Below are 25,365 nucleotides of genomic sequence, written 5' to 3' on the forward strand. Positions count from 1 at the left end.
CTGGTGGGGCCGATCAGGACTCGAAGGCCGAGGGCAGGTACTCGGAGACGTTGTCCTTGGTGACGACCGGCGCGAAGAGCTGGATCTGGCGCGGGACGCCGAGCGAGCTGGTGTCGGCCATCGACTTGTTCTGCTCGACGAGGCGGGCGAGCTTGATGCCGTCCGCGGCCTGGGTCGAGGGGTAGACGACCGTGGCCTTGACGACGGAGTCGTCGGCCTCGATCGCGCGCATCACGTTGGCCGAGCCGGCGCCGCCGACGAAGAGGAACTCGTCGCGTCCGGCGGTGTCGATCGCCGCGAGGACGCCGACGCCCTGGTCGTCGTCGTGGTTCCAGATGGCGTCGATCTTCGGCGCGGCCTGGAGGAGGTTGGCCGCGGCCTGCTCTCCGCCCTGGACGGTGAAGTCGGCGGCGACGCGGTTGTCCACGTCGAGTCCGCAGCCCTCGAGCGCGTCCGAGAAGCCCTGGCTGCGCTCCTGGGTCAGCGGGAGGGAGTCGATGCCGGCGATCTCGGCGACGACGGCGTCGGGGTTGTCGCCGAGCTCCTCGCAGATGTAGGTGCCGGCGCTGACGCCCATGCCGTAGTTGTCGCCGAGGATGGTCGACCGGGCGGCGAAGGGGCTGGAGAACTCGCGGTCCACGTTGATGACGGTGATGCCCGCCTCCATCGCCTGGGTGGCGACCTGCGTGAGCGCCGCTCCGTCGATCGGCAGGAGCACGATCGCGTCGACTCCGTCGTTGATGAAGGTCTCGACCTGGCTGATCTGGAGGTTGACGTCGTTGGTGCCCTCCGCGGTGCGGAGCTCCACGTCGTCGTACTTCTCGGCCTCGGCGATGGCGGCGCGGCTGACCGCGCCCATCCAGCCGTGGTCGGCGGCGGGAGCGGTGAAGCCGATGACGACGTTGTCGCCGGAGGCGTCGTTGTCCGAGGCGGCCACGGCGGCGGCGGTCCCGCCGGAGGCGGCGTTGCCGGTCTCGACCGGGGCGTTCGAGATGCAGCCGGTGAGCATCAGCGCGACGGCGCCGAAGGCGACGCCGGCCGAGCCGAGTCGGGCGGTGCGGGAGAGGCGGCTGCGGGTGAAGGGGCGTGCGGGCATGGAAGTGATCTCCTTCGATCGATCCGAGGGGTCCGAGGGCACACGTGTCCTCGGAGAGGTGACCTGAGTGGTCGGGTGGGTTGCTGTGTGTGGAGGAGCGGGGCCCGAGCCCCGGGGTCAGGACTTCCTGCCGCGGGCGGCGAACCGCTGCTGCAGCAGGACGGCGGCGACGATGATCGCGCCCTTCGCGACGGCCTGAGTCGAGGTCGACATGTTGTTCTGCGTGAACACGTTGGTCAGGGTCGTGAAGATGAGGACGCCGAACACGGTGCCGACGATGGTGCCGCGGCCGCCGGCCAGCAGCGTGCCTCCGACGACGACCGCCGCGATGGCGTCGAGCTCGTAGAGGAGGCCGTTGGTCGAGCTTCCGGCGGTGGTGCGGGCGAGCATCATGACGGCGGCGATGCCGGCGGTGAGCCCGGCGAGGCCGTAGACGTACATGGTGTGGCGGCGGACCTTGATGCCGGCGAGACGGGCCGCCTCCGGGTTGCCGCCGACCGCGATGGTGCGGCGGCCGAAGGTGGTGCGGTTGAGCAGGATCCAGCCGGCGACGGCGACGACCACGAAGATCAGCACGAGCACCGGGATGCCGAGCACGTCGGCGCGGAAGAAGTCGAGGAACGGCGTGACCGTGACGACCTGCGTCTGGCGGTTCGAGATCAGCTCGGCGAAGCCGCGGGCGGCGACGAGCATCGCCAGGGTCGCCATGAAGGCGACGACCCGGCCGTAGGCGATCAGCGCGCCGTTGATGAGGCCGCAGACGAGGCCGACGACGACCGCGGTGAGCACGATCACCAGCCAGGAGGTGTTCGCCGCGTAGTACTGGGTCGAGACCGTGCTCGCCCAGACCGTCGCGAGCCCCATCACGGAGCCGACCGAGAGGTCGATGCCGCCGGAGGTGATGACGAACGTCATGCCGATGCTCAGCACGCCGATGACGGCGGCGAGGCGGAGGATCGTGAGCACGTTGTCGACGCTGGCGAAGCGCTCCCCCGCGGTCGCGAATCCGACGATGCAGAGGATCACCAGCGCGAGCAGCAGCCCGACGTTGCGGCCGAGGGAGCCCTGCATGAGGCGGGCCATCCCGGAGCGGGAGTCCTTCGAGGGCACGCCCCCGGAGGAGCCTCCCGTCGCGGCCGACGCGTGACGGGCGGCGTCCTCCTGCGGACCGCCGATCGACGGCGACGCGGTGTCGAGCTGTCCGCTCACGCTGCACTTCCTTCCATGACGAGATCGAGCACGCGGTGCTCGTCGATCGAATCGGCCGGGCCCTCGTGGACCACGGCGCCGTCGGAGATCACGAGCACTCGGTCGGAGAGTCCGAGGACCTCGCCGATCTCGCTGGAGACCACGAGCACGGCGGCGCCGTTGGTCGCGAGGTCCCTGATCAGGGTGTAGATCTCGGCCCGTGCGCCGACGTCGACCCCGCGGGTCGGCTCGTCGAGCAGCAGGACGCGGCAGCCGCGCACGAGCCAGCGGGCGAGGAGCGCCTTCTGCTGGTTGCCTCCGGAGAGGGTGCGGGCGTCGCGGTCGACCCCGGAGGGCCGCAGGTCGAGGGAGACCGCCTGCTCGGCCGCCGCCGCGCGCTCGGAGCGCTCGTCGAGGAAGCCGCGCTTGGCGAAGCGGTCGAAGGTCGAGAGGGTGATGTTGCGGTAGACCGGCTCGTCCAGGAGCAGGCCCTGGCTCTTGCGCTCCTCCGGGCAGAGGCCGATGCCGGCGTCGACCGACGAGGTGACGGAGCCGGCGCGCAGGCGCTTGCCCGCCACGCTGACCGTCCCGGTGCTGGCGCGGCGCGCCCCGTAGATGGTCTCGAGGATCTCGGAGCGGCCGGAGCCGACCAGCCCCGCGAGGCCGACGACCTCGCCGGCGCGGATCTCGAGGGAGACGTCCGAGAAGGAGCCCTGCAGGCCCAGCTTCTCGACCTTCAGCAGCGTCTCGGCCTCGACGTCGAGCTCCTGGCGGTCCGGGAAGACGTACTCGACGGCGCGGCCGGTCATCAGGGTGATGAGCTTCGAGGTGGGGGTGTCGGCGACCGCGAGGTTCTGCGCGACGGTCGCGCCGTCCTTGATCACGGTGATCCGGTCGCCGATGGCGCGGATCTCGTCGAGGCGGTGCGAGATGTAGACGATGGCGACGCCGGAGGCGGTGAGCTGGCGCACCACGTGGAAGAGGTTCTCCACCTCCTCGGAGTCGAGCACCGCGGAGGGCTCGTCCATGATGATGACCCGCGCGTCGTGCGAGAGGGCGCGGGCCATCTGCACGATCTGCTTGCCGGCGGCGGAGAGCGTGCCGACCTCGCGGTTCGGCGAGATCTCGGAGTGGCCGAGGCGCTCCATCAGCTCGCGGGTGATCCTCGTGGCCTTCGCCCGGGCGGTGAAGCCGCCGCGGGAGAGCTCGTGGCCGAGGAAGATGTTCTCGGCGACGGAGAGGCCGTCGACGACGTCGAGCTCCTGGTACATCGTCGCGATGCCCAGGGCGAGGGCCGCCGTCGGGGACGGGATCGTGACGACGTTCCCGTCGACGAGGATCTCGCCCTCGGTGGGCTGGTGGGCCCCGGCGAGGGTCTTGATGAGGGTGGACTTGCCGGCGCCGTTCTGGCCGAGGAGGCAGTGCACCTCACCGGGTCGGACATCGAGGTCGACGCCGTCGAGAGCACGGGCGCCGGGGAAGACCTTCACGATGCCGCGCATCTGCAGAAGCAGCTGCTGAGACTCGTCGGAGGTGCGGGGAAGAGGCTGTGCAGCAGTGCTGCGGGGGTCTGCGGTGACCATGCGGATGAAGCTACTTCCACTTACGTCGCGGGTCAAGCAAAAGTTCTGAACCGATTCGAAGGCGGTTCGGGTGATCGCCCAGTCCCCCGGAGGGCTTCCTGCTGCCGCGCCAGGGCAGGGATCCGCGGGATTACGCGACATCTGACGGCGGCTGTTGAGACATTCTGTCCGTGATAGAGCGCTCTCCGAACCCTATGAACGTGCTCATGTTCGTGCAGCCCGGGCGCGTCGCCCCGGAGGCGGTCTCGCCGAGCGCGGTAGCGCCCGCGCCCCGACCCGTGGCAGGGTCGTACGGCCGACGAAAGGACGACGATGTCGAACGACCGAGCCCTGCGCGTCGCGATGGTGGGGACCGCCTTCATGGGCCGCACCCACTCGCACGCCTGGCGCACCGCCTCCCGCTTCTTCCCCCTCCCCCTCCGCCCCGAGCTCGCCGTGCTCGTGGGGAGCAACCCCGACTCGACCGCGGAGCGCGCCGAGCGGCTGGGCTGGAGCGAGGCCTCCACCGACTGGCGGGCCGTCATCGCCCGCGACGACATCGACCTCGTCGACATCTGCACCCCGGGCGACACCCACGCCGAGATCGCCATCGCGGCCCTCGAGGCCGGCAAGCACGTGCTGTGCGAGAAGCCCCTGGCCAACTCCGTCGAGGAGGCGGAGCGGATGGTCGCCGCGGCCGCCGCCTCCGGGAAGGTGGCGATGTGCGGCTTCAGCTACCGCCGCACCCCGGCCCTCGCCCTCGCGAAGCGCTTCATCGAGGAGGGCCGCCTCGGCGACATCCGGCACGTGCGCGCCCAGTACCTGCAGGACTGGCTGTCCGACTCCGAGGCGCCGCTGACCTGGCGCCTGCAGAAGGAGCGCGCCGGCTCGGGCGCCCTCGGTGACATCGGCGCGCACAGCATCGACACCGCCCAGTGGCTGACCGGCCGCGGCATCACCTCGGTCTCGGCGACGCTGCGCACCTTCACCACCGAGCGCCCCGTGCTCAGCGAGCAGGTCGGCCTCGGCGGCCGTGCCGGTGCCGACGCCCCGCGCGGCGCCGTGACCGTCGACGACGCCGCGGCCTTCACCGCCTCCTTCGAGGGCGGCGCCCTGGGCGTCTTCGAGGCGACCCGCGTCGCGACCGGCCGCCGCAACGCCAACCGGATCGAGGTGAACGGCGAGCTCGGCTCGATCGCGTTCGACTTCGAGCGGATGAACGAGCTCGAGTACTACGACGCCCGCGACCCCGAGGAGGCGCAGGGCTTCCGGCGCATCCAGGTCACCGAGCCGGCGCACCCGTACATGTCCGCCTGGTGGCCGACCGGGCACGGCATCGGCTACGAGCACCTCTTCACGCACCAGGTCGTCGACCTCGTCGAGGCGATCGCCGGCGGCACGGCGGTCACGCCCACCTTCGCCGACGCCCTCGACGTGCAGCGAGTCCTCGACGCGGTGGCCACCAGCGCCGGCGCGTCGTCCGTCTCCACGCCGGTCGCCCGCTGACCCGACCCCTCCCCGCGAGATGCCGCCCCGGTACGCCTCCCCTGCGTGTCGCGTACCCGAGTGGCCTCTCGCGGAGGGGGACGGAGGGCTGGTGTGGGAACGCGTTCGGCGCCGTGCGCCGATCCTGCGCCATAATGCGCCTATGAGCAAGAAGATTGACGCCGCGCATCGCGCGCTGGTAGACGCCCTCGACAAGCACGCCCGACTCGTCTCGGACAAGGAGTCGAAGCCGCGGAAGGTCGAACGGGCGGGAGCCGAGCTCCGCGCCGCGACGAAGGCGTACGCCGCGCTCGTGTCCGCGCGCACCGGCGCCGCGAGCCCCTTCGCCGACCTGGCCGACCCCCGCCTGGACAAGCCGACCATCGCGTCGCTCCGGGCCGAGCGGGACGCGATCGCGAAGCGGATCGCCAAGCACGAGGCGTCGGCGGGCGAGGACGGCGCGCTCGCGAGCTGAGCGGCCGCCACGGCGCGGTCAGGCGGTGAGCGCGCGCCTCCGCTGCCTCCGAGTCGCCGTGTTACGCGCGGGTTCCGCGCGGGTCCGAACGCCTTCGTAAGGTGATCCCCGGGATCCGCGCAGTCGCGGCGCCGAGCGACCGGAGGCCGGTCGCAGCGCCGGCGGTGACCAGCACCGCTCGGTCGGCGCCGAGTGCCCGGATCCTCTCCACGGAAGGATCCCCACAGCCATGACCCTGCGCACCCGACTCCTCGCGACCTCCGCGATCGCCGCCTCCGCCGCCCTCCTCCTCGCCGGCTGCTCCGGCGCGGGCGGCGGCGACGACACCGTCCGCATCGGCGTGGTCGGCGCGAGCGACCCCTACTGGGCCACCTACGAGAAGGCCGCCGCCGACGCCGGGATCGACGTCGAGATCGTCGACTTCAGCGACTACAACCAGCCCAACCCCGCCCTCACCGAGGGCGAGATCGACCTCAACCAGTTCCAGCACATCGCCTACCTGGCGCAGTACAACACCTCGGCCGACGCCGACCTCGTGCCGATCGGCGCGACCGCGATCTACCCGCTCGGCCTCTACTCCTCGCAGTACGACGACGTCGCGGACATCCCCGCCGGCTCCACCGTCGCGATCCCCAACGACGAGACCAACCAGGCGCGCGCGCTGCTGGTGCTGCAGTCGGCCGGGCTCGTCGAGCTGAAGGACGGCGGCGGAGTGCTCTCGAACGTCGACGACGTCGAGTCCTCCTCGAAGGTGGAGGTCACCGCGCTGGAGGCCTCCCTCACCCCGACGTCGCTCCCGGACGTGGCCGCCGCGATCATCAACAACGACTTCATCGAGAACGTGGGCCTGAAGGCCTCGGACGCGATCGCCCAGGACGACCCGAGCGACCCCGCCTCCCTGCTCTACACGAACATCTTCGCCGCCCGGGCCGGCGACGCCGAGAACGAGACCTACACGAAGCTCGTCTCGATCTACCAGGACAGCCAGGACGTGCTCGACGGCGTCTCGGAGCAGTCCGGCGGCACCGCGGTCTTCCTGAAGACCCCGGCCTCCGAGCTGGAGACCTCGCTCGAGTCCGCCGAGACCGACATCTCCGCCGCCTCCTGACTCCGGCACCCGCGGCACCGCGCCGGTCGGGTCCTCCGCTCGCGGAGCTCCCCACCGGCGCGGTCCCGCGCCTCCCCCGCAACAGAAAGGGCGCCCCGTGCCGCTCATCCGCATGACCGACGTGCGCAAGGTGTACCCCGGCGCAGGGCGCGGCGCCGCCCCGACCGCGGCCGTCGACGGCGTGAGCCTCGAGATCGAGGCGGGCGACGTCTACGGCGTGATCGGCTACTCCGGCGCCGGCAAGAGCACGCTCGCGCGCCTCGTCAACGCTCTGGAGCCCGCGACCAGCGGCAGCATCGAGATCGACGGCCGCGAGACCGTGGGCCTGCCCGAGCGCGAGCTGCGCCGGCTGCGCCTGGGGATCGGGATGATCTTCCAGCAGTTCAACCTGTTCGGCTCGAAGACCGTGGGGCAGAACGTCGCCTACCCGCTGCAGGTCGCGGGCGTCCCGCGGGCGGAGCAGCGCGCCCGCGTCGACGAGATGCTCCGCTTCGTCGGCCTGAGCGACAAGGCGCGCAGCCACCCGGAGCAGCTCTCGGGCGGGCAGAAGCAGCGCGTCGGCATCGCCCGCGCCCTCGCCGCCTCCCCGCGCATCCTGCTGGCCGACGAGGCCACCAGCGCGCTCGACCCGGACACCACCGGCGAGGTGCTCGCCCTCCTCCGCCGCATCAACGAGGAGCTGGGCGTCACCATCGTCGTGATCACCCACGAGATGGACGTGGTCCAGCAGCTCGCGACGAAGGTCGCGGTGATGGAGTCGGGCCGCATCGTGGAGCGCGGGCCCGTCTTCGACGTGTTCTCGGCCCCGCGCGAGCCGGTCACCCGCCGCTTCGTCTCCACGGTCGTCCGCTCGGTGCCCTCGCCCGCGGAGGCGGCCGTGCTGCGTACGCGCCACCGCGGCCGGCTGGTCACGCTCTCGTTCTCGGACGACTCCGCCTCCCAGGGCGACGTCTTCGCCGAGGTCGCGGCGGCCGGCGTGCCGCTCGAGCTCGTCTACGGCGGCATCACCGACGTCCGCGGACGGGCCTTCGGCCACCTCACGGTCGCCCTCGACGCGCCGGACGGCGTCGTCGACCCCCTCCTCGCCCGCCTCGGCGGACGCGTCGCCCTCACGGAGGTGCCCCGATGAACGAGCTGATCCCGCTCCTGCCCAAGCTCGTCCAGGCGACCGGCGAGACGCTCTACATCGTCGCGCTGAGCCTCCTCTTCGGCGGGCTCGGCGGACTGCTGATCGGACTGGGCCTCGCGCTCACCCGCGGCGGCGCCCTCTACGCGAACCGGGTGGTCCACGGACTGCTCAACGTGATCGTGAACGTGTTCCGGCCGATCCCGTTCATCATCTTCATCGCCGCGGCCCAGCCGCTGGCCCGGCTGGTGGTCGGCTCCGGCATCGGCACGGACGCCATCGTCTTCACCCTCTCGCTCGGCGCCGCCTTCGGCATCGGGCGGATCGTGGAGCAGAACCTGCTGACCGTGCAGCCCGGCGTGATCGAGGCGGCGCGGTCGGTCGGAGCGAGCCGGTTCCGGATCGTCCGCACGGTGCTGCTGCCGGAGGCGCTCGGTCCGCTGATCCTCGGCTACACGTTCGTGTTCGTCGCCGTGATCGACATGTCGGCGGTCGCCGGATACATCGGCGCCGGCGGGCTCGGCAACTTCGCGATCCAGTACGGCTACCGGCAGTTCGAGCCGGTCGTCACCTGGGCCGCGGTGCTCGTGATCATCGTGATCGTGCAGCTGGTGCAGCTGCTCGGCAACGTGCTGGCCCGCCGCGTCCTGCGCCGCTGAAGCCGCCCCCGCACGAAAGCGGGACGCCACTCCGGTACGCGACACGCAAGGGTCGCTGTACCGGAGTGGCGTCTCGTGGAGGCCCGTCCGCCGGGGCGGGAGGCGTCAGTAGCGCGGCTTGCGCTCCGGGCGCTCGCTCGAGCGGCTCGGGCCGCTGGGGCGTCCGCCGCGGTCGGCGCCGGCGCGGCTCGGACGGCGGTCCGGCTTCAGCTCGATCAGCTGCCCGCTGATGCGGGTGTCGGCGAGGCGGTCGAGCACGTCCTGGGGCAGGTCGGCCGGCAGCTCCACGATCGAGAAGTCCGGGCGGATGTCGATGTGCCCGAAGTCGCCGCGGTTGAGGCCGCCCTCGTTCGCGAGCGCGCCCACGATCTGGCGGGGCTCGACGCGCTGGCGGCGGCCGACCTCGATCCGGTACGAGGCGAGGTTGCTGTTCGCCGGGCGCTGACGGCGCTCGGGACGCTCGCCCCGGTCGCCGCCGCGGTCGAAGCGGTCGCCGCGCTCGGGACGGTCGCCCCGGTCGGGCCGGGAGTCGCGGTCCTCGCGCTCGCGACGGGCGAAGCGGGGGTCGTCGGGCGAGAGCAGCAGCGGCTCCTCGCCCTGCGCGACGATGGCCAGCGCGGCGGCGACGTCCGACTCGACCACGTCGTGGTGCTCGACGTAGTGGCCGATGATGTCGCGGAAGCGCTGCAGGCGCTCGGTGTCGGCGAGCGCCGCGGTGATCGCGTCGTCGAAGCGCGAGAGGCGGGTGACGTTGACGTCCTCGACGCTCGGCATCCGCATCTCGGTCAGCGGCTGGCGGGTGGCCTTCTCGATGGCGGCGAGGAGGCGGCGCTCGCGCGGCGTGACGAAGCTGATCGCCGCTCCGCTGCGCCCCGCGCGACCGGTGCGGCCGATGCGGTGGACGTACGACTCGGTGTCGATCGGGATGTCGTAGTTGACGACGTGGCTGATGCGCTCGACGTCGAGGCCGCGGGCGGCGACATCGGTCGCGACGAGGATGTCGAGCTTGCCGGACTTCAGCTGCTCGACGGTGCGCTCGCGCTGGGCCTGGGCCACGTCTCCGCTGATCGCCGCCGCGGTGTAGCCGCGGGCGCGCAGCTTCTCGGCCAGCGTCTCCGTCTCGCTCTTCGTGCGGACGAACACGATCATGCCCTCGAAGTTCTCGACCTCGAGGATGCGGGTGAGGGCGTCGACCTTCTGCGGGTACGACACCATCAGGTAGCGCTGCGTGGTGTTGACGGAGGTCGTGGTCTTGTTCTTGACCGTGATCTCCTCCGGCTCCTTCAGGTACTTGCCGGAGATGCGGCGGATCTGCGCGGGCATCGTCGCCGAGAACAGCGCGATCTGCTTCTCGACGGGGGTGTCGGCGAGGATCGTCTCGACGTCCTCCGCGAAGCCCATCTTGAGCATCTCGTCGGCCTCGTCGAGCACCAGGAACTTCAGCTGCGAGAGGTCGAGGGTGCCCTTCTCGAGGTGGTCCATGATGCGGCCGGGGGTGCCGACGACGACGTGGACGCCGCGGCGGAGCGCGGAGAGCTGGGTGCCGTAGCCCTGGCCGCCGTAGACGGGGAGGACGTGGACGCCGCGGAGGCCGGACGCGTAGCGCTCGAACGCCTCGCAGACCTGCAGCGCGAGCTCGCGGGTCGGAGCCAGCACGAGGGCCTGCGGCGTCTTCTGCGAGACGTCGAGGCGCGAGAGGATCGGCAGCGCGAACGCCGCGGTCTTGCCGGTGCCGGTCTGAGCGACGCCGAGGACGTCGCGGCCGGAGAGGAGGGACGGGATCGTCGCGGCCTGGATGGCCGAGGGCGTCTCGTAGCCGACCTCCTTGAGGGCCTTGAGGACCGGGTCGGAGAGACCGAGGTCGGAGAAGGTGAGCGTGGGGGCGCTCTCGGAAGCGGTGTCGGCTTCGGGGGCGGAATCGGGGGTATCGGTGGACGCCATGGTGCAACGGTAGTGCTCCGGCGGCGCCGCCGTCCGAGGGAACCCCGAACGCTCGGGCGATCCCGACCCTCCGGAGGCGCCTCGAGCGCCCGTCACGGGGTGAAGTCGAGCAGCACCTTGCTCGAGCGCGAGGCGTCGCGGGCGAGGTCGAAGGCCTCGAGCGCGCGCTCCAGCGGCACCACCTGCGTGACCACCGGCGCCACCGCGAGGCTCCCGTCGGCGAGCGCCGCCAGCACCTCGTCGATCTCGTCGACGAAGCGGAAGGAGCCGATCAGGCGCAGCTCCCGGGTGATCGCGAGCGAGATCAGGGCCGGCTGCTCGCCCGAGGGGAGGAGTCCCACCATCACGACGGTGCCGCCGCGGGCGGCGCCCCGGACGGCCGAGGCGAGGCCGCGCGGGCTGCCCGAGGACTCGAAGACGACGTCGGCCGCGACCTCGGCGATCGCGTCGGCGTCGGTCGCGCGGATCGTCCGGGTCGCGCCGACCGCCCGGGCGATCGCGAGGGGCTCCTCGGCCAGGTCGACGGCGACGATCTCGGCCGCCCCCGCCCGCTTCAGCACGGCGACGATCAGCGCTCCGATCGGGCCGCTGCCGATCACCAGCGCGCGCCGTCCCGACACCTCCCCCGCGCGCGACACCGCGTGCCAGGCGACGCTCGCCGGCTCCACGAGCGCCGCCTCCCGGAGCCCGAGACCGGCGGGCAGCTCGCGGAGCATGCGCGCCGGCAGCACCGCGTGGCGGGCGAACGCGCCCTGGGTGTGCGGCATCCGCGCGGCGCTGCCCAGATAGGTGCCCTCGGTCGCGAGGTTGGGGCGCCCGTCGGGCCACTCGCCGCGAGCGGTCGCGGGGTGCACGGCGACGGCGGCGCCGACCGGGGGTCCCGAGCCGTCCGCCGCTGCCTCGACGACCGTGCCGACCACCTCGTGGCCGAGCGTCAGCGGCTCGCGGAGGATCGACTCGCCCGCGGCGCCGTGCGTCCAGTAGTGCAGATCGGAGCCGCAGATCCCGCCGTACGCGACGGCGACGAGGGCCTCGCCGGGGCCGCGCGGCGCGAGCGGCGCCTCCTCGACGCGGAGGTCGCCGGCGGCGTGGACGACGACGCGGGTGGTGGAGGCGGGGACGAGCGCGGTCATGCGGGTTCCGTTCGGTGGGTCGAGGGGTGGCTCAGACGACGACGGTCATGCCGCCGTCGATGAAGACGACCTGCCCGTTGACGTAGTCCGAGCCGTCGGAGGCGAGCCAGACGGCGGGGCCGATCAGGTCCTCGACGCGGCCCCAGCGCGCGGCGGGCGTGCGGCCGAGGATCCAGCTGTTGAACGCCACGTCGTCGACGAGGCCCTGCGTCATCTCGGTGTGGATGTACCCCGGAGCGATCGCGTTGACCTGGATGCCGTGCTGCGCCCACTCCGCCGTCATCGCGCGGGTGAGATTGCGGATCCCGCCCTTCGAGGCGGTGTAGGGCGCGATCGTCGGCCGCGCGAGATCGGCCTGCACCGAGGCGACGTTGACGATCTTCCCGGCGCCGCGCGGGATCATCCGCTTCGCCGCCGCCCGGCCGACCACGAAGGCGCTGGTGAGGTTCGTGCGCAGCACCCGCTCCCAGTCGGCGACCTCGAGCTCGAGCAGGGGCACGCGGTGCTGGACGCCGGCGTTGTTGACCAGGATGCGCAGCGGGCCCACCGCCTCCTCGATCCAGGCGACGCCCGCCTCGGCGGCCGCGTCGTCGGTGACGTCGAAGGCGCGGGCGTGGATCCGCGGGCGGTCGTCGGTGCCGGGGAACCGCTCCGCGAGCTCGGCGCGGGCGGCCTCGAGGCGCTCGGGGTCGAGGCCGTTCAGGACGACGGTGGCGCCCGCCTCGGCGAGGCCGGTGGCGACGGCGCGGCCGATGCCGCGGCTGGATCCGGTGACGAGCGCCACGCGGTCGGTCAGGTCGAAGAGCACGGTTCCTCCAGAGGGTCGGAGCGGATGTCAGGGCTGCGGAGGCGCCGCGCGCGGAGGGCCCGCGACGGTGCGGCTCGCGAGCGCGCCGATCCCGTCGAGGGCGATCAGCACCTCCCGGCCTGGCCCGACCTCGACGGCCGTGCCGGGCGAGCCGGTGAGGACGACGTCTCCCGGGTGGAGCGTGAGGTGGGAGGTGAGGTGCACCAGGATCTCGGCGGCGCGCCAGCCGAGGCGCTCGGTCGAGGAGACGGCCCGCACCTCCCCGTCGACGCTCACCGTGATGCCGACCGCGTCGACGTCGACTCCGGTCTCGATCCACGGTCCGAGCGGCGTCCAGCCGTCGCCGTTCTTGCCCTGGAGGAAGAGGCCGTCGGCGGCGATCATCCCCGGAGCGGTGACGTCGTTCGCGACCGTCGCTCCGAGCACGTGCGCGAGCGCGTCCTCGGGCGTGAGGTGCCGCGCGGTGCGGCCGATGACCAGGGCGAGCTCGCCCTCGACGACCACCGGGCCGATGCCCTCGTCGAGGACGATCGGATCGCCGGGCCCGGCCAACGTGTGCGCGGTCTTGTGGAAGGCCTGCGGGGGCAGCAGCCGGTCGGCCGCGGAGCCGTTGTGCGCCATGCCGAGGATGACGCGGGGCTCCACCGGGGCCAGCAGCTGCGCGCCCTCGACGGGCCAGCGGCGGCCCGTCTCGATCGGCTCCGCGGCGAAGGCGTCCTCGATCTCGCGCCACTCCCCCGCGACCTGGAGGACGACGGCCGGTCCGTCCTCGGCCCGGATCCGCGCGAGGCGCATCAGCGGACGCCCCTCGGCTCGACGCCGGTGCTGCTGCTCGTGCTGCTCGTTCTGCTGGTCGCCACGGTGCCTCGCTCACTCCGGCCCGCGGAGGCGGGATGGGGCGAGCGTAACAGCCCAGTGAACAGCATCCAACAGAATGGACGGCGAGGCGTCAGGCGGGCGCTCCGGCGACGAGGGGCGGGCGGCCGAGCGCCGCGGCGGCCTCGCGGAGGGCCGCGACGACCTCCTCCTGATCGTCGCCGACCGGCCGGACCAGCGAGACGCCGACCGCGACCGAGAGATCGGAGCGGGTGGCGGCCGGGACCGCGACGGCGACGCCCAGGACGCTGGGGTGCAGCTCGCCGTCGTCGATCGCGTAGCCGCGCACGCGCGCCGCGGCGACCTTGCGGAGCAGCTCGCGGGTCGAGGACGTGGACCGGTCGGTGAAGACGACGATGTCGCGGTCGTCGGCGAAGCGCTCGGCGATCTCGCTGTCGTCGAGCTCGGCCAGGAGCGCCGTTCCGACGGCCGTGGCGGAGGCGGGGTACCGGTCGCCGACGCTCGCGGAGAGCGCGAACCGCTCCCGCCCCTCGTGCACCGCCAGGTAGAGGACCCGCGTGCCGTCGAGCAGCGCGATCTGCACCAGCTGACGCGAGAGCACCGGCGACTCCTCGCAGAGCCGGTAGAACTCGCGCACCGGGTCGAAGCCGGCGAGGTAGTGGCTGCCGAGCTCGACGGTGCGCCGGCCGAGGAGGAAGCCGGAGCCGACGCGGCGGATGAGCCGGCCCTCCTCGAGCGCGGCGCAGAGGTTCGAGGTCGACGACTTGGCGATCCCGAGCTCGCGGGCGATGTCCGTCAGCGTGCGCGGGCCGCCCGCGTCGGCGAGGAGGTCGAGGATCCGCATGGCGCGCGACACGGCCGGGGCGCCCGAGCCCCTGTCGGAGTCGACCGTCGTCGGGGGCGCATCGGGGCGGGCCATGGCGTCCTCTTCCGGGGGCGGGGTCAGTAGAACTCCACCGTATCGACTCGGTTGATCAGGGGCTCCCCGTCGAGGAAGCGGGTGGCGTTGCGCGCGAAGAGCTCGGCGATCAGGCGGTCCTCCGCGACGTTCAGCGCCGCGGTGTGGGGGCTGATCAGGACGCTCGGGTGGCTCCAGAGCGGGCTGCTCTGCTCGAGCGGCTCCTCCGCCACCACGTCGAGCGCGGCGAAGCCGACGCGGCCGTCGTCGAGGGCGGCGAGCAGCGCCTCCTCGTCGACGACCGTCCCTCGGCCGACGCTGACGAACGAGGCGCCGGGGCGCAGTGCGGCGAAGAACTCTGAGCCGACCAGCTTCTCGGTGGCGGCGGTGCCGGGGAGCGTGACGACGACCCCGTCGATCCGGCCCGCCACCTCCGCGATCGCGTCGGGGGCGACGATCTCGTCGACGTGCTCCACCTCGGTCTCGTGGCGGCTCGTGCCGATCACGCGGGCGCCGAGCTGCTGGAGCTTGCGGGCCGTCGCGCGCCCGATCGTGCCGAGCCCCACGATCAGGACCGTCTGCTCCGAGATCAGCCCCATCGTCCACCGGCCGCCCCAGACGCGCTCGCGCTGGAGGGACTGGAGGCGTGGGAGGGACTTGGCACCGGCCAGGAGTCCGAAGACCCCGAACTCGGCGAGCGGCTCGGAGTGGACTCCCGCCGAGGTGGAGAACGCGATGCGCTCGAGCTGCGCGTCGTCGAGCCCCGCGGCCCGCACCTGCGCGCCTCCGCCCGCGGGCATCGTCTGCACCCAGCGGAGGCGCGGATTCGCGGCCGCCGTGCGCGCGAGGGCGGCGGGGGTCTCGTCCGGCACGCCGTAGAGCACGTCGGCGGAGTCGACGAGCTCGTCGAAGGCGCGCTGCTGCTCCGGGGTGCGCCGGAAGGAGGGGTCTCCGCCGTGGTCGCCGGGGTGGCGCATCGGAGGGAGGAGGCTCTGGTCGGCGACGACGTCGAGGCGCGGCTCGAGCTCGACGATGCGGGCGATCAGCTCGGGGCTGAGCGGCGAGGCGATGACGACGCGGAGGCGATCGATCACGGGTGTCCCTTCGCGGGACGGTGCGGGAGGCTCTCCCCCGGATCGGCCCGCGCCCACCCTACTTCACTCCTGTGAACCGTGTTCGATATGCTGGGCGCATGCCGGACACCACGACCGCCGCCCTCCCGCCCGCGCGCACCGGCTTCGTCGGGCTCGGGAGCATGGGCGCCCCGATGGCCCGGCGCCTCGTCGCCGCCGGCGTCCCGCTCGGGATCACCGCGCGCCCCGGCTCCGCCGACCGCGCCCGCCGCGCCGTCCCCGAGGCGCAGTGGCACGACTCCGCCCGCTCGCTCGCCGCCGCCTCGGACGTGCTGATCGTGATGGTGCCGGACCTGCCGCAGCTCGAGGAGGTGCTCGAGGGAGAAGAGGGAGTGCTCGCCGCGGGGGCGGACCTCGTGCTCGTCGTCTGCTCCAGCGTGTCCGCCACCGGCCTGCGCGAGCTGGCGGGACGCCACCCGCGGCTCCGCCTCGTCGACGCCCCCGTCAGCGGCGGCACCGAGGGAGCCGAGGCGGGGACCCTCTCGATCATGGCCGGCGGAGCGGAGGAGGACGTCGCCCGCGTGCTGCCCGTGCTGTCCGCCTGCGGGACCGCCGTCCGCCTCGGGCCGCTCGGCGCCGGCGAGGTGGCGAAGGCCTGCAACCAGCTCGTCGTCGCCGCGACCATGACCGCGATCGCGGAGGCCGCCGTCATCGCCGAGCGCTCCGGCCTCGACCTCGACACGCTGCTCGCCCTGCTGCAGGGCGGCTACGCGGGCAGCCGCGTGCTCGAGACCAAGCGCGCCGCCCTGGTCGCCCGCGACTACATGCCGACCGGCGTCGCCTCCTTCATGGACAAGGATCTGCGGGCCGCGGCCGACGAGGCGGAGGCGACGGGCACCTCCGCTCCGCTGCTCGGCACGCTCCGCACCGTGTTCCGCGACCTGGTCGACGCCGGCCTCGGCGACGAGGACCTCGCGGTGGTGCACCGCTTCGTCGCCGAGCGCTGAGGCGGGGAGCGTTCGCGAGGAGGCCGGGCGGAGACGTCCCGCTGCGCGCCGAGACGCCGGCGAGGGGCGGTGTCTCGGCGGAGAGGCGCCCGCGCGAGAGCAGCCTCCGCGCGTCGGCGCAAGGGCCCCCGCTCCGGGCGTCCCCGACCTAGCGTCGGAGGAACGGCATCATCGAGCGAAGGAGCACGACATGGCATCAGGAGTCGCAACGGTGTGGGTCCCCGTCACGGACATGGAGCGGGCGGTCGTGTTCTACCGCGACACGCTCGGCCTCGAGGTCAAGGACACCTCGGACGACTGGTCGGAGCTGGACGCCGGCGGGCTGATGATCGGCCTGAACGCCCGCGAGTCGGCCACGGTCGCGGAGCAGGGCGGGGCGGTCATCTCGTTCCAGCCCGAGGGCTCGATCGAGGACGAGCTGGAGCGCCTCACGGCGCGGGGCGCGTCGATCGAGGGTGAGATCAGCGACCACGAGTGGGGCCGCATCCTCCCCTTCAAGGACTCGGAGGGCAACGACCTCCAGTTCTACTCGCCGCCGCAGGGCTGAGCGGAGGACCGCCGTCGAGGCGGCCGCGACGAGCGGCGGGCGGGCCGGAGCCGGAGGGCTGCGGTCCGCCCGCCGCTGTGCGTCGCGCGGGCGGTCCTTCCCCGCGCAGGTGCGTCGCCCGGCCGGTCCGGTCCTCGAATCGTCTCTCCGCCGCACGTGAGGCCCTCCTTCCGGCCCGCCTCCGCACCTGAGGTCCTAGGATCAGCTGTCCGCCGCATCTGCGGACTCCAGATCCGGAGGTCCCCGTGCGTCGTCACCTGCTCCCCCTCATCCCGGCCGCTGCCGCGCTCCTCCTGCTCGCCGGCTGCTCCGCTCCGTCGACCCCCGCCGGCGATACGGCCACCGGCGGCGCGACGTCCTCGGTCGGCGGCTCCATCACGGTCTTCGCCGCCGCCTCGCTGAAGGGCGCGTTCACCGAGCTCGCCACGGGGTTCGAGGCCGCCGAGCCCGGCGCGCAGGTCGAGCTCTCCTTCGCCGGCTCCTCCGACCTCGCGACGCAGATCGTCAACGGCGCCCCGGCCGACGTCTTCGCCTCCGCCGATGAGCGCACCATGTCCACCGTCGCCGAGGCCGGGCTCGTCGACGGGGACCCGGTCGACATCGCCACGAACACGCTCGAGATCGCCGTGCCTCCCGGCAACCCGGCGCAGGTCGCCTCGCTCGCCGACCTCGCCCGGCCCGGGACCGCCACCGTCGTCTGCGCGCCGCAGGTGCCGTGCGGAGCAGCGGCCGTCGCGGTCGAGCAGGCCGCCGGGGTCGACATCTCCCCCGTGAGCGAGGAGTCGTCGGTCACCGACGTGCTCGGCAAGGTGTCCTCGGGCGAAGCGGACGCCGGGCTCGTCTACGCGACCGACGTCCGCGGGGCCGCGGGCTCGGTCACCGGCATCCCCTTCGCCGAGGCCTCGGAGGCGGTGAACACCTACCCGATCGCGGCGCTGACTGGAGCGGGCGACCCGGCCACGGCGGCGGCCTTCGTCGCGTACGTCGCCTCCGACGCCGGACGCGCGGCGCTCGCGGCGGCCGGGTTCGGAGCGCCGTGAGAGGCGTCGCGGCGTCGGAGGAGGCCTGCAGGGCGGTCGGCAGGGCGGTCGGCAGGTCGGTCATAGGAGGGTCGTAGGACGGTCATCGGAGGCGCAGAGCCCCGGCGGCCAGGGTTGCTCGCGACGGACACCACGACCGACGAGGAGCACGACCATGACCCGCATCCCGGAGCCCCGCAGCACGCCCGACGGACCGGCCTACGAGGGCCGCCGGCTCGACCGCCCCGAGGAGGAGGTGGTCGACCAGGGCCTCCCGTTCGACGTGGGCACCCTCTTCTCGCGGCGCGGCGTGCTGACGCTGGTCGGCGCGGGGGCGGCGACCCTTGGGCTCGCGGCGTGCGCCACCGGAGGATCGGGATCCGCCTCCTCCGCCGCCGCGACCGCCGCCGCGACTCCCACCGCGACCGCCACGGCCGGGACCGCCACCGCGGTCGCCGGCGAGATCCCCGACGAGACGGCCGGACCCTACCCGGGCGACGGCTCGAACGGGGTCGACGTCCTCGAGCGCTCCGGGATCGTCCGCAGCGACCTGCGGACCAGCATCGGCGGCGGCGCGACGGCCGACGGCGTCCCCCTGGCGCTCACTCTGACGATCCTCGACGCGGCGAACGGGGGCGTGCCGTTCGCCGGAGCCGCCGTGTACGTCTGGCACTGCGACGCGCACGGGGACTACTCGATGTACTCCAGCGGCGTCGAGGACGAGACGTACCTCCGCGGCGTGCAGGTCGCCGACGCGTCGGGCGTCGTCTCCTTCGCCTCGATCGTCCCGGCCTGCTACTCCGGCCGCTGGCCGCACATCCACTTCGAGGTGTACCCGGGAGTGGACTCGATCACCGACGCGTCGAACGCTATCGCGACCTCGCAGGTCGCCCTGCAGGAGGAGGCGTGCACCGCGGTCTACGCCCTCGAGTCGTATGCGGGCTCGGCCGCGAACCTCGCCCGGGTCGGCCTGGAATCCGACTCCGTCTTCGGCGACGACGGCGGAGCCCTGCAGCTCGCGACGATGTCCGGCAGCCCGGCGTCCGGCTACTCCGCGGCACTCACGGCGAGCGTCGACACCCGCACCGCGCCGACCGCGGGCGCCGCGCCCCGCAGCCGCTGACCCCCGTCCTCCTCCGCGGGACGCGGCTCCGGTTCGCGACACGCCGACGGAGGCGCACCGGAGCGGCCTCTCACGAGAGGGGGAACGGGCGTCAGCGCAGGAGGCGGCGGGCGACGGCCACGGCGCCGAGCGCGGCGAGGACCCAGGGACCGCCGACGACCAGCGGGTCGAGGATCTGGTGGCGCACGTCGGTCCGGCCGCGGCGCGAGGCGATCGGGTGCGCGTGCGCCTCGGCCAGCACACCGGTCTCGGTGATCGGATCGTCCGGCCGGGTCGTGAGCAGCGAGCGGAGGTGCGCCCCGGTCGACTCCACCCGGTCGCCCAGCACGAGCAGCAGCCAGTGCGCGTGGCGCCCCTCGCTGAACCGGTCGTAGGCGTAGCGGCGGATCGCGCCCGAGATCCCGTGGAGGGGCTGCGCCGTGCCGAAGACGGCGGGCAGCTCGAGGTGCTCGATGCTCTTCTCGCGACGGCCGTGCGTCCGCATCCTCTCCGGGCGCTCCCAGTGCGCGCCCGACACGAGGTCGCTGCGCTCGCGGGGGAAGGCGGGCCGGTCGGCGGGATCGAGGTCGGCGCCCCAGCCCGGGATGCGGGCGCGCAGCTCCTCGGCGGTCGGCACGCGGACGGGGCGGTCGGCGGTGTACGGCACGGGATCCTCCTACGGGACGACGACGGTCTTGATGCAGCCGTCGAGCTTGGACGAGAACAGGTGGTACCCCTCGGCGATGTGCTCGAGCGGGATGCGGTGCGTGATCAGGTCGCTGGGCGTGATGTGCCCGGCACGGATGTGCTCGAACAGGCGCGGCCACTGCCGGGTGACGGGGGCCTGGTTCATCCGCAGCGTGAGGCCCTTGTTGACGGCGTCGCCGAACTTGACGGCGCTCGCGAGCGGACCGTAGGCGCCCATCACCGAGACGGTGCCGCCCTTGCGGACGCCGTCGATCGCCCAGTTGAGCGCGATCGGCGAGCCGCCCTGCAGCTTGAGCTTGGCGCCGGTGACGTGCTGGAGGAGGTTCCCGTCGGCCTCCGCGCCGACCGCGTCGATCACGACGTCGGCGCCGAGCCCGCCGGTGGTCTTCTTGAGGGTGACGACGAGGTCGTCCTCCTCGGTGTAGTCGATGGTCTCGGCGAAGGCGAAGTCGCGGGCCTTGGCGAGGCGGTAGTCGATCTGGTCGACGACGATGACGCGGCCGGCGCCCATCAGCCAGGCGGAGCGCGCGGCGGCCAGGCCGACCGGTCCGGCTCCGAGCACCACGACCGTGTCGCCCTCGACGATGTCGCCGAGCTGCGCGCCGAAGTAGCCGGTCGAGAAGGCATCGGTGAGCATCAGGGCGTCCTCGTGCGGCAGCCACTCGGGGATCTTCGTCGGGCCCACGTCGGCGAACGGGACGCGCACGTACTCCGCCTGCCCGCCGTCGTAGCCGCCCGCCGAGTGCGAGTAGCCGTAGATGCCGCCGATCGCGGTGGCGTTCGGATTCACGTTGTGGCAGTTGGAGTAGAGGCCGCGGGAGCAGAACCAGCAGGAGCCGCAGTAGATGGTGAAGGGGACCATCACCGTGTCGCCGACGCTGAGGTTCTCCACCGACGAGCCGACCTCGTCGACCACGCCGATGAACTCGTGGCCGAAGGTGTGGCCGATCCGGGTGTCCGGGAGCAGCCCGTGGTAGAGGTGCAGATCGGATCCGTAGATCGCCGCCATCGTCACCCGGACGATCGCGTCGTTCGGGCGCTCGATCCTCGGCCGGTCCTTCTCCTCCACGCGGACCTTGTAGGGGCCCCGGTAGACCATCGCGCGCATGCCGCATCCTGTGTCGTCGTCCCTTCAGCGTGCGTCGTGCTCCCGCCGGTCCTCCAGGGGGTTGCGCGCGCGGCCCGGGATCCCCAGCGTCCGTCCCTCCGCGTTCCGCTCCTCCCTCTCCGCGAGATGCCACCCGGATGCGCGGCACGCCGCAGGAAGCGCACCGGAGCGGTATCTCGTGGAGAGGAGACGGGCACGGCACAGGCTCAGCCGCGGACGTAGGATCGACTCCATGCCGCAGATACGGATCAGGGACGCCGCCGCCGCGCTCGGCGTGAGCGACGACACGCTGCGGCGCTGGATCGAGAACGGGACGCTCGAGAGCGCGAAGGACGCGTCCGGGAGACGCGTCGTCGACGGCCTCGAGGTCGCCCGGCTCGCCCGCGCGAACGCCGTGCTGCCGGAGGATCCGTCCCCGGTCGCGCGCTCGGCCCGCAACCGCTTCGTCGGGATCGTCACCGGCATCGTGATGGACACCGTGATGGCGCAGGTCGAGCTGCAGTGCGGTCCGCACCGCGTGGTCTCGCTGATGAGCAGCGAGGCGGTCCGCGAGCTCGGGCTCGAGCCCGGGTCTCCCGCGGTGGCGGTGGTCAAGGCGACCACGGTCATCGTCGAGACGCCGCTCGCCCGCGGCTGATGCGCACCGGGTCCGGCCTGCCGCGCTGGGTCGTGGCCGTCGCCGCGCTCGGCGCCCTGCTGGTGCTGCTCCCGCTCGCCGCGATCCTCGCCCGCGTCGACTGGCCGCAGTTCCTGCCGCTGATCACCTCCGACTCCTCCGTCGCCGCGCTCCTGCTGAGCCTGCGCACCTCCGCCGTCGCGACCCTGCTGTGCCTGCTGCTCGGCACCCCGATGGCCCTCGTGCTCGCCCGCACGGCCTTCCCCGGCCAGCGCCTGCTCCGCTCGCTGGTGCTGCTGCCGCTGGTGCTGCCGCCGGTGGTCGGCGGGCTGGCGCTGCTCTTCACCTTCGGGCGGATGGGCCTCCTCGGCGGCGCGCTGCAGGCCCTCGGCGTCCGCATCGCGTTCTCGACCACCGCCGTCGTGATCGCGCAGACCTTCGTGGCCCTGCCGTTCCTGGTGCTGACGCTCGAGGGCGCGCTGCGCAGCGCCGGCGCGCGGTACGAGTCGGTCGCCGCGACGCTCGGCGCGTCCCCCGGGACGGTGCTCCGGCGGATCACGCTGCCGCTGATCCTGCCGGGCCTCGCCTCGGGCGCGATCCTCTCGTTCGCGCGGGCGCTCGGCGAGTTCGGGGCGACGCTGACCTTCGCCGGCAGCCTCGAGGGCACGACGCGCACCCTCCCGCTCGAGATCTACCTGCAGCGGGAGAGCGATCCGGACGCGGCGGTCGCCCTCGCGCTGGTGCTCGTGGTGGTCGCGGTGCTCGTGATCGGTCTCGCGCACGGCCGCTCCGCCCGGGGGGTGCCGCGGTGAGCCTGCGGCTGGAGGCGCGGCTCGCGGCGCGCGGGATCGACGTGCGGATCGACGTGGCCGAGGGCGAGACGATCGCGCTGCTCGGGCCCAACGGCGCGGGCAAGTCGACCGTGCTCGAGCTGATCGCCGGCCTCGTCCGCGCCGACTCCGGGCGGGCGACCGCCGGCGGCGACCTGCTCTTCGACGACCGCCGGTGGACTCCTCCGCACCGCCGCCCCGTCGCCCTGCTGGCGCAGGACCCGCTGCTGTTCCCGCACCTCAGCGTGCGCGAGAACGCGGCGTTCGGTCCGCGCAGCGCCGGCACCGGACGGGCGCGGTCCCGCGAGCGGGCCGAGCGCGAGCTGGCCGCCGCGGGCGTGGCCGAACTGGCCGACCGGCGCCCGGGGAGCCTCTCCGGCGGACAGGCGCAGCGGGTCGCCCTCGCCCGGGCCCTCGCGACCGACCCGCGCCTCCTGCTGCTCGACGAGCCGCTGGCCGCGGTCGACGCCCGGACCGCCCCGGTCCTCCGCCGGATGCTCCGCGAGGTGCTCGCCGACCGCTCGGCGATCGTGGTCACCCACGACGTGCTCGACGCCTGGACCCTCGCCGACCGGGTTCTGGTGCTGCACGGCGGCCGGGTGGTCGAGGAGGGGCCGACCGCCCGGGTCCTCACGCGCCCGCGCACCGCGTTCACCGCCGAGCTCGCCGGGCTCGAGCTGCTCGAGGGCGTCCGCACCGCGACGGGTCTGCGCACCGCCGGCGGGCACGAGCTGTCCGGAGTCGCGGCCGAGCCGGTCGCGGTCGGCGCCGCGGTGCTCGCCGCGGTCCGCCCCTCCGCCGTCTCCGTCGGAGAGGGAGGCCTCCGCGCCGTGATCACCGATGTGGAGCAGCGGGGAGACGCGGTGCGGGTGCGCAGCGCGCTCCTGACCGCCGACGTCCCGGCGGCCGACGCGGCGCGCCTCGACCTCGCGCCCGGCCGCGAGGCAGGCTTCACCGTCGCTCCGGAGCACCTGCTGGTCTACCCGGCGTGAGGGGCGCGCACGAGGAGACGGCTCGCCATCCGGCGTGAATCCGTCCCTCGGACCGCCCTGTGCTCGACGCGAGGGACGGCGGGAGCGCCCGTCCCGTTACTCCGCCCCGCCGCCGTCCGCGTCGGACAGCGGGAGCCGCGCCCTCAGCCGCGCCCCCGCCAGCACGGGCGAGTCCGAGAGCTCCAACGAGCCCCCGTAGACCGCGAGCTGCCGCTCCAGCCGCGCCAGCCCCGAGCGCGTCGACCCCTCGACGAGTCCGCGGCCGTCGTCGTCGAGGGTGAGCACCACGACGCCCGCCTCCTCGTCGCCGCGCACCCGCAGCGAGGAGGCGCCGCCGTGCTTCAGCGCGTTGGTGACCGCCTCCTCCAGGAACCGGACCAGGAGCATCCGCTGGTCGAGCGGCGGCTCGGCACCCTCGGCGGCGAGCGCCGGGATGCGGCCGAGGTCGAGGTCGACGGCGATCTCGGGAGGGAGGCGCGCGACGAGGTCGCGGACGGCGGGGACCAGGCCGTGGTCGATCTCGACCGGGTAGAGGGCGTGGCCGACCGCGCGCACCTCGTCCTCGCGGAGCCGGTCGAGCCGGGCGGCGATGGCGAGCAGCCGCTCCGAGGCCGCCTCGTCGGATGCGCTCGCGACCGCGTGCAGCTCGGCGGTCAGCACCACGAGTCCGTTCTGGAGGCCGCCGTGCAGGCTCTGCGCGACGTCGCGCCGCACCCGCAGCTCCTCCCGCTGCAGGGCCTGCACCGCCTCGAGCGCCTGCACGGAGGCGCGGGCGTGCTCCCGCTCCTTCTCGCGCACGCGCCGTGCCGCGCGCACGAGCAGGTAGCCGTAGGCGGTGATCAGCGCGATCACCGTGGATCCGACGACCAGCTCGACCGCGAGAGCGGGGAGTGCCGAGAGCGGGTAGACGCCGGTCAGCACCTGGAGGCAGCAGCGGACGAGTCCCATCCCCACGGCGATGACCGCCGTCCGGGCCACCCGGCCGCCGCCGGTCGAGCGCTCGGGACGCAGCACTGCGACCAGGGCGATCGCGAGCCCGATCGTCGACACGTTGACCAGGACGCGCGTCGTCACGTCGAGCAGCGGCCCCGGATCGACCCCCCGCAGCGTCCGCGACAGCATCCCGAGCGCGAAGACGGCCTGGAGCGCGGCCAGCAGCGAGAGGACGCCGCCCAGGAGGGCCATCGCTCCGAGAACGATGCGGTTGTCCTCGCGCGCGTCGCGTGGGCCGGCGCTCATCCGGTGTGCTCGAGGAAGAGGAGCGTCGCGTCGACCCGCGGGTTGCGCTCGCCGTCCGAGCGGACGCCGAGGGACGCGTAGACGGCGTTGACGTGGTTGTCGACCGAGCGGACCGCGATGCCGAGGCGCTCGCCGATCGCGGCGTTGGTCAGCCCCGATGCGAGGCCCGAGAGCACCTCGTACTGGCGCGGGCTCAGCGCGGCGACCGGGGAGTCGCGGCGGGCCGCGCGGGCGGCGACCAGCGCCGGATCGAGCACGGTGCGGCCGTCCGCCGTCGCGCGGACGGAGGCGAGCAGCGCGGGGGCGGAGAGGGAGGAGGTCTTCGAGAGGTAGCTCCAGCCGCGGGCCTCGGCGCGGTCGAGGCGGAGGAAGCGGTGCATCGCGTCGACGGCCGAGAGCAGGACGATGCCCAGCCCGGGCGCGGTGGACCGCAGCCGGCGCCCGAGCTCGATGCCGTCCCCGTCGCCGAGCTCGATGTCGAGGATCGCCACGTCGAGCTCCGCGGGCCGCAGCACCGACCGCGCCTCCGTGGCGGATCCGGCCTCCACGACGCTCCGCACGCCCGGCACCGCGCGCAGCAGCGAGGACAGCATGTGCCGGTAGAGGGGCTGGTCGTCGACGACGGCCAGCCTGAGCTCCGGAACGCCCCCCACGGATGTCATCCGCCCATCTTCACCCATGCTCCGGAGGTCGAGGCGTCCCTCGACCGGGGGTCACCGCGCGAGGATCCGCGTCGGCTCGCGGGCGGCGGCGGGCGCCTGCCCCGTGAGCGGGGGGATCAGGAGTGACGGGGCGGGGTCGATGAGGC

The 25,365-nt window shown here is 73.6% G+C and carries 25 protein-coding genes; 12 read left to right on the top strand and 13 right to left on the bottom strand.

What is annotated here, in order from left to right; translation table 11 throughout:
* Positions 1-13: 13 nt before the first annotated feature.
* The 3 genes from C5C69_RS10440 to C5C69_RS10450 form a co-directional block, all read right to left on the bottom strand.
* The gene (locus C5C69_RS10440) at positions 14-1,096 is read right to left on the bottom strand and encodes a substrate-binding domain-containing protein (protein WP_104222461.1); all 1,083 of its coding nucleotides are present in this window, start codon (positions 1,094-1,096) and stop codon (positions 14-16) included.
* Positions 1,097-1,213: 117 nt separating this feature from the next.
* Positions 1,214-2,179: an ABC transporter permease gene (locus tag C5C69_RS10445; RefSeq protein ID WP_104222491.1), complete on the bottom strand. Its 966-nt coding sequence runs from the start codon at positions 2,177-2,179 to the stop codon at positions 1,214-1,216.
* Positions 2,180-2,301: 122 nt separating this feature from the next.
* Positions 2,302-3,786 (bottom strand): sugar ABC transporter ATP-binding protein, encoded by a 1,485-nt coding sequence (locus tag C5C69_RS10450; protein WP_219812366.1) that lies wholly within the window; start codon positions 3,784-3,786, stop codon positions 2,302-2,304.
* 393 nt (positions 3,787-4,179) lie between these two features.
* On the opposite strand from C5C69_RS10450, the gene C5C69_RS10455 reads away from it, so the two are divergent.
* The 5 genes from C5C69_RS10455 to C5C69_RS10475 all read left to right on the top strand — a co-directional run bounded on the left by C5C69_RS10455 (position 4,180) and on the right by C5C69_RS10475 (position 8,699).
* Positions 4,180-5,352, top strand: a complete 1,173-nt coding sequence (locus C5C69_RS10455; protein ID WP_104233530.1) for a Gfo/Idh/MocA family protein — start codon at positions 4,180-4,182, stop codon at positions 5,350-5,352.
* 142 nt (positions 5,353-5,494) lie between these two features.
* Complete coding sequence (locus C5C69_RS10460) at positions 5,495-5,806, top strand: hypothetical protein (protein WP_104233529.1); 312 nt, start codon at positions 5,495-5,497, stop codon at positions 5,804-5,806.
* Between the two features lie 229 nt (positions 5,807-6,035).
* A complete protein-coding gene (locus tag C5C69_RS10465) occupies positions 6,036-6,914 on the top strand; it encodes a MetQ/NlpA family ABC transporter substrate-binding protein (RefSeq protein ID WP_104233528.1) in 879 nt (292 codons plus the stop codon).
* Between the two features lie 97 nt (positions 6,915-7,011).
* Complete coding sequence (locus tag C5C69_RS10470) at positions 7,012-8,043, top strand: methionine ABC transporter ATP-binding protein (protein WP_244230573.1); 1,032 nt, start codon at positions 7,012-7,014, stop codon at positions 8,041-8,043.
* The gene (locus tag C5C69_RS10475; protein ID WP_104233527.1) at positions 8,040-8,699 is read left to right on the top strand and encodes a methionine ABC transporter permease; all 660 of its coding nucleotides are present in this window, start codon (positions 8,040-8,042) and stop codon (positions 8,697-8,699) included. The genes C5C69_RS10470 and C5C69_RS10475 overlap by 4 nt, the downstream gene beginning before the upstream one ends.
* 105 nt (positions 8,700-8,804) lie before the next feature.
* Here C5C69_RS10475 and C5C69_RS10480 read toward each other — a convergent pair whose 3' ends face one another.
* The 6 genes from C5C69_RS10480 to C5C69_RS10505 form a co-directional block, all read right to left on the bottom strand.
* Entirely contained in the window at positions 8,805-10,640 is a 1,836-nt protein-coding gene (locus C5C69_RS10480) for a DEAD/DEAH box helicase (protein WP_104222455.1), read from the bottom strand.
* 92 nt (positions 10,641-10,732) lie between these two features.
* Positions 10,733-11,773: an L-idonate 5-dehydrogenase gene (locus tag C5C69_RS10485; RefSeq protein WP_104257859.1), complete on the bottom strand. Its 1,041-nt coding sequence runs from the start codon at positions 11,771-11,773 to the stop codon at positions 10,733-10,735.
* A gap of 31 nt (positions 11,774-11,804) precedes the next feature.
* Positions 11,805-12,581, bottom strand: coding sequence for an SDR family oxidoreductase (locus C5C69_RS10490; RefSeq protein WP_104257860.1), 777 nt, complete (start codon positions 12,579-12,581; stop codon positions 11,805-11,807).
* Between the two features lie 27 nt (positions 12,582-12,608).
* Positions 12,609-13,376, bottom strand: a complete 768-nt coding sequence (locus tag C5C69_RS10495) for a fumarylacetoacetate hydrolase family protein (RefSeq protein ID WP_104257861.1) — start codon at positions 13,374-13,376, stop codon at positions 12,609-12,611.
* 154 nt (positions 13,377-13,530) lie between these two features.
* Entirely contained in the window at positions 13,531-14,337 is an 807-nt protein-coding gene (locus C5C69_RS10500; protein ID WP_104233523.1) for an IclR family transcriptional regulator, read from the bottom strand.
* Between the two features lie 23 nt (positions 14,338-14,360).
* Positions 14,361-15,410 carry a D-2-hydroxyacid dehydrogenase gene (locus tag C5C69_RS10505; protein WP_258067519.1) on the bottom strand — a complete coding sequence of 350 codons (1,050 nt, stop codon included), beginning with the start codon at positions 15,408-15,410 and terminating at the stop codon, positions 14,361-14,363.
* 98 nt (positions 15,411-15,508) lie between these two features.
* Here C5C69_RS10505 and C5C69_RS10510 point away from each other — a divergent pair, with 98 nt between their 5' ends.
* The 4 genes from C5C69_RS10510 to C5C69_RS10525 all read left to right on the top strand — a co-directional run bounded on the left by C5C69_RS10510 (position 15,509) and on the right by C5C69_RS10525 (position 19,085).
* Positions 15,509-16,396, top strand: a complete 888-nt coding sequence (locus tag C5C69_RS10510; protein ID WP_104257863.1) for an NAD(P)-dependent oxidoreductase — start codon at positions 15,509-15,511, stop codon at positions 16,394-16,396.
* Between the two features lie 190 nt (positions 16,397-16,586).
* A complete protein-coding gene (locus tag C5C69_RS10515; RefSeq protein ID WP_104257864.1) occupies positions 16,587-16,943 on the top strand; it encodes a VOC family protein in 357 nt (118 codons plus the stop codon).
* A gap of 245 nt (positions 16,944-17,188) precedes the next feature.
* Entirely contained in the window at positions 17,189-17,983 is a 795-nt protein-coding gene (gene modA, locus C5C69_RS10520) for a molybdate ABC transporter substrate-binding protein (RefSeq protein WP_104257865.1), read from the top strand.
* Positions 17,984-18,137: 154 nt separating this feature from the next.
* Positions 18,138-19,085, top strand: a complete 948-nt coding sequence (locus tag C5C69_RS10525; RefSeq protein WP_104257866.1) for an intradiol ring-cleavage dioxygenase — start codon at positions 18,138-18,140, stop codon at positions 19,083-19,085.
* 91 nt (positions 19,086-19,176) lie between these two features.
* Here the strand turns inward: C5C69_RS10525 and C5C69_RS10530 are convergent, their stop codons facing one another.
* The gene (locus C5C69_RS10530; protein ID WP_104222449.1) at positions 19,177-19,731 is read right to left on the bottom strand and encodes a hypothetical protein; all 555 of its coding nucleotides are present in this window, start codon (positions 19,729-19,731) and stop codon (positions 19,177-19,179) included.
* Between the two features lie 9 nt (positions 19,732-19,740).
* Positions 19,741-20,880, bottom strand: coding sequence for a zinc-dependent alcohol dehydrogenase (locus C5C69_RS10535; protein WP_104257867.1), 1,140 nt, complete (start codon positions 20,878-20,880; stop codon positions 19,741-19,743).
* A 232-nt stretch (positions 20,881-21,112) separates the two neighbouring features.
* On the opposite strand from C5C69_RS10535, the gene C5C69_RS10540 reads away from it, so the two are divergent.
* Genes C5C69_RS10540 through C5C69_RS10550 form a run of 3 tightly spaced genes read left to right on the top strand, consistent with a single transcriptional unit; the run spans position 21,113 to position 23,318 of the window.
* Positions 21,113-21,517: a molybdopterin-binding protein gene (locus tag C5C69_RS10540; protein ID WP_104222447.1), complete on the top strand. Its 405-nt coding sequence runs from the start codon at positions 21,113-21,115 to the stop codon at positions 21,515-21,517.
* Positions 21,517-22,308 carry an ABC transporter permease gene (locus C5C69_RS10545; protein ID WP_104257868.1) on the top strand — a complete coding sequence of 264 codons (792 nt, stop codon included), beginning with the start codon at positions 21,517-21,519 and terminating at the stop codon, positions 22,306-22,308. Before C5C69_RS10540 ends, C5C69_RS10545 begins: the two co-directional genes overlap by 1 nt.
* Complete coding sequence (locus tag C5C69_RS10550) at positions 22,305-23,318, top strand: sulfate/molybdate ABC transporter ATP-binding protein (protein ID WP_104257869.1); 1,014 nt, start codon at positions 22,305-22,307, stop codon at positions 23,316-23,318. The genes C5C69_RS10545 and C5C69_RS10550 overlap by 4 nt, the downstream gene beginning before the upstream one ends.
* Positions 23,319-23,414: 96 nt before the next feature.
* Here C5C69_RS10550 and C5C69_RS10555 read toward each other — a convergent pair whose 3' ends face one another.
* Positions 23,415-24,557, bottom strand: a complete 1,143-nt coding sequence (locus C5C69_RS10555) for a sensor histidine kinase (RefSeq protein ID WP_104257870.1) — start codon at positions 24,555-24,557, stop codon at positions 23,415-23,417.
* Positions 24,554-25,219, bottom strand: coding sequence for a response regulator transcription factor (locus C5C69_RS10560; RefSeq protein ID WP_104237929.1), 666 nt, complete (start codon positions 25,217-25,219; stop codon positions 24,554-24,556). The genes C5C69_RS10555 and C5C69_RS10560 overlap by 4 nt, the downstream gene beginning before the upstream one ends.
* Positions 25,220-25,365 lie beyond the last annotated feature (146 nt).

The organism is Rathayibacter sp. AY1C7 (genome assembly GCF_002931865.1).
Classification (GTDB): Bacteria; Actinomycetota; Actinomycetes; order Actinomycetales; family Microbacteriaceae; genus Rathayibacter.

Bases quoted from the DNA above. Each gene is read 5' to 3' on its own strand.
- C5C69_RS10440 (WP_104222461.1), bottom strand. From the start codon at position 1,096: ATGCCCGCACGCCCCTTCACCCGCAGCCGCCTCTCCCGCACCGCCCGA.
- C5C69_RS10445 (WP_104222491.1), bottom strand. From the start codon at position 2,179: ATGGCCCGCCTCATGCAGGGCTCCCTCGGCCGCAACGTCGGGCTGCTG.
- C5C69_RS10450 (WP_219812366.1), bottom strand. From the start codon at position 3,786: ATGCGCGGCATCGTGAAGGTCTTCCCCGGCGCCCGTGCTCTCGACGGC.
- C5C69_RS10455 (WP_104233530.1), top strand. From the start codon at position 4,180: ATGTCGAACGACCGAGCCCTGCGCGTCGCGATGGTGGGGACCGCCTTC.
- C5C69_RS10460 (WP_104233529.1), top strand. From the start codon at position 5,495: ATGAGCAAGAAGATTGACGCCGCGCATCGCGCGCTGGTAGACGCCCTC.
- C5C69_RS10465 (WP_104233528.1), top strand. From the start codon at position 6,036: ATGACCCTGCGCACCCGACTCCTCGCGACCTCCGCGATCGCCGCCTCC.
- C5C69_RS10475 (WP_104233527.1), top strand. From the start codon at position 8,040: ATGAACGAGCTGATCCCGCTCCTGCCCAAGCTCGTCCAGGCGACCGGC.
- C5C69_RS10480 (WP_104222455.1), bottom strand. From the start codon at position 10,640: ATGGCGTCCACCGATACCCCCGATTCCGCCCCCGAAGCCGACACCGCT.
- C5C69_RS10485 (WP_104257859.1), bottom strand. From the start codon at position 11,773: ATGACCGCGCTCGTCCCCGCCTCCACCACCCGCGTCGTCGTCCACGCC.
- C5C69_RS10495 (WP_104257861.1), bottom strand. From the start codon at position 13,376: ATGCGCCTCGCGCGGATCCGGGCCGAGGACGGACCGGCCGTCGTCCTC.
- C5C69_RS10500 (WP_104233523.1), bottom strand. From the start codon at position 14,337: ATGGCCCGCCCCGATGCGCCCCCGACGACGGTCGACTCCGACAGGGGC.
- C5C69_RS10510 (WP_104257863.1), top strand. From the start codon at position 15,509: ATGCCGGACACCACGACCGCCGCCCTCCCGCCCGCGCGCACCGGCTTC.
- C5C69_RS10515 (WP_104257864.1), top strand. From the start codon at position 16,587: ATGGCATCAGGAGTCGCAACGGTGTGGGTCCCCGTCACGGACATGGAG.
- C5C69_RS10525 (WP_104257866.1), top strand. From the start codon at position 18,138: ATGACCCGCATCCCGGAGCCCCGCAGCACGCCCGACGGACCGGCCTAC.
- C5C69_RS10535 (WP_104257867.1), bottom strand. From the start codon at position 20,880: ATGCGCGCGATGGTCTACCGGGGCCCCTACAAGGTCCGCGTGGAGGAG.
- C5C69_RS10540 (WP_104222447.1), top strand. From the start codon at position 21,113: ATGCCGCAGATACGGATCAGGGACGCCGCCGCCGCGCTCGGCGTGAGC.
- C5C69_RS10545 (WP_104257868.1), top strand. From the start codon at position 21,517: ATGCGCACCGGGTCCGGCCTGCCGCGCTGGGTCGTGGCCGTCGCCGCG.
- C5C69_RS10555 (WP_104257870.1), bottom strand. From the start codon at position 24,557: ATGAGCGCCGGCCCACGCGACGCGCGCGAGGACAACCGCATCGTTCTC.
- C5C69_RS10560 (WP_104237929.1), bottom strand. From the start codon at position 25,219: ATGACATCCGTGGGGGGCGTTCCGGAGCTCAGGCTGGCCGTCGTCGAC.